The 2,191-nt window shown below is 68.4% G+C and carries 1 protein-coding gene; it reads right to left on the bottom strand.

What is annotated here, in order from left to right; translation table 11 throughout:
- Window positions 1–122 precede the first annotated feature (122 nt).
- Window positions 123–1,133, bottom strand: coding sequence for a site-specific integrase (locus tag KME75_RS41125; protein WP_219420398.1), 1,011 nt, complete (start codon window positions 1,131–1,133; stop codon window positions 123–125).
- Between the last annotated feature and the right edge of the window lie 1,058 nt (window positions 1,134–2,191).

The raw sequence follows: 2,191 nt of genomic DNA, 5'->3' as shown, positions 1-2,191 counted from the left end.
GTCGCGGTGTCCGGTCGGGCAGCAACGGCTCCAGCCGTGCCCACTCCGCGTCGGTCAAGTCGTGGCGATCAAGCACAGAAGAGATCTACCGCAGCCCACCCGCATGATCCACGGGACACGCTCTAATGGCGCAGCTTGTGCAGTGAGGTGCGAATGCCCAGCCGGCCCGCCAGATCGCTGTATCGCTCGCTCACAGAGTTCGGGCGCAAGTAGGTTGAGCCATCGGGGGCGAGGGAGAATACGAAGGCGTCGGCGGAGAGCTCGACGTCGAGCGCAGCCGCCCGATCGACGCAGCGCCGGCGGTGCTCGGTCAACACCTCCACCGTCTCGGGGTCAAGCGCGATGCGTCGGTGCTGATGGGTCTTGGTGCCCTTCTCCCACGTCTCGGTGTTCCGCTGCCCGATGCTGCGGTTCAGCGTGAGGACGGCGCCGTCGAGGTCGGCGTTGCGCCAGCGAAGCCCGCACAGCTCCCCGCGCCGCACACCCGTCACTACCGCCAGCCAGACCAGGGCGCCCCAGTCCGGATCGGTCCATGCCGCCGCCAGGATGCGGCCGGCCTCCTCGGCAGTCGGGGGCTGCGGGTTCGGCTTCGGCGCCGGCGGCGGCTCGGCCTGCGCGATCGGGTTGGTGCCCAGCCAGCGCCACCGAACCGCCCGCTTCAGCGCGCCGCTGAGGATGAAGTGGATCTGCCGGATCGTCGACGCGCCCAGCGGGCGGCACGCGTGCGGCGTGCACCGGGCGTCGCACTCATGCGCCGCTGCCGTCCGGTGGTCAACCTGCCGCTTCCGAGCGCAGTGGTCGCGACAGCGGCGCAGCTCCGCATAGAAGGAGTCGAACACATCGGCGTCGAGCGCACCGACCTGCACGGAGCCGATCAGCGGGGGGATGTGCTTGTCCGCGTACCCGACGTAGGTCGCGAGCGTGTTGCGTTCAAGGGTCACCAACTCGAAGTGCTTGTCGAGCAGCTGGTTGACCGTCGCGTTCGTGCGCGGGTGTCGACGCTCGTCGACCTGGCCGGCGAGCCGACGCATGACCTTCTCGGCCTCATCAGCGGCCTTGGGGCCGGCGGGCACGATCTCGCGCAGGTAGTGACGCCGCTTCGACACGTGGTCGATGCCGGCGTAGACGGACACCCGCGGGAGCCGCTCGGCAGCTCCTCGACGCTGCCCTTCGCCCGCTTCCGCCGTGCCCCGGACCTGGCCACCGGCCGATAGCGCACCCTTCGCACCACGTTTGATCCCACGGCAGCCGATGCGAGCGGCGCGCTGCTGTTTTGGCTGTTAGAACGGTGGAGCGGGTGGGGTTCGAACCCACGACCTGACGGATTCGGCCCAACTCCTGCGGACGTCTTCGGGCAGGCGCCGTCCCTGCTGCTGACCTGGGCGGAGACGTGGCGGCCTCGTTCGACTGTGGGGCTCAGTTGTGGGCGTCTGTGGTCGTTTCCTGCGGGTAAGTTATGGCGCCGATCATGGTTCCCCGGCCCGCGTCGCTCCGCCCCCTTCCTCGTCGTCCTGGCTGCACTGTGGACCGCGCCGGCCGTGTCAACCCTGGAACACCTCGACGCCGGCCCCGGCCCTCTCGACTCCGTGGTGACATCTGCTGCGGGCGTCTGGGCCGGGGTCGGTGTCGAGGCGCGCAGCGGGGTTGATGCGGTCGGTGCGGTCTACGACGCTGGATGAGGACGAGGAAGCCTGTCCGCCCGTGGCGCTCCCCCTGGCTCGGGTGATCTTCGGTCGTCTCTGCTGGCTCGTGGCTACTGCGCGGCCCGGGCGCGCCGGCCGGGAGCGGAGCGGCAAGGCCGAGCGCGCAGAAGGGCAGCGCCCGGCCCGCCAGGGCCGGCTTGAAGACGTACAGAAAGTTCTCCCGACACCAGAATCTAGATGCAGAGGGAACCGACCGATGACGAAACTGATCGTGTGTACACGCTTCATACTGCGCGGAGTCTGGGTACACCCGGGTGTCTGTGGACGAGTGCTCACCTGGACCGAGGGCGGACACCAGATTAGCCTGAGCATCCCACAGAGTGCCGAGTCCTTCCACTTCCCGAACGAACATGAAGTTATTCGGGTCTTCGAAGTTAACCGGGCTTGGCTGGTCGGAGGGCCGCTCGGATGCTCGCGCAGCGTGATCGTAGGCGTTGGTTGATGGGGTTGCGGAACCCGAAGGCATTGCGGGCTTCGAGCTTGATCAG

The sequence above is a fragment of the Pseudonocardia nigra genome, from assembly GCF_019396355.1.
GTDB lineage: Bacteria > Actinomycetota > Actinomycetes > Mycobacteriales > Pseudonocardiaceae > Pseudonocardia > Pseudonocardia nigra.
Note: the sequence above shows the minus strand (reverse complement) of the source record. Positions and strands in the feature narration are given on the sequence as shown.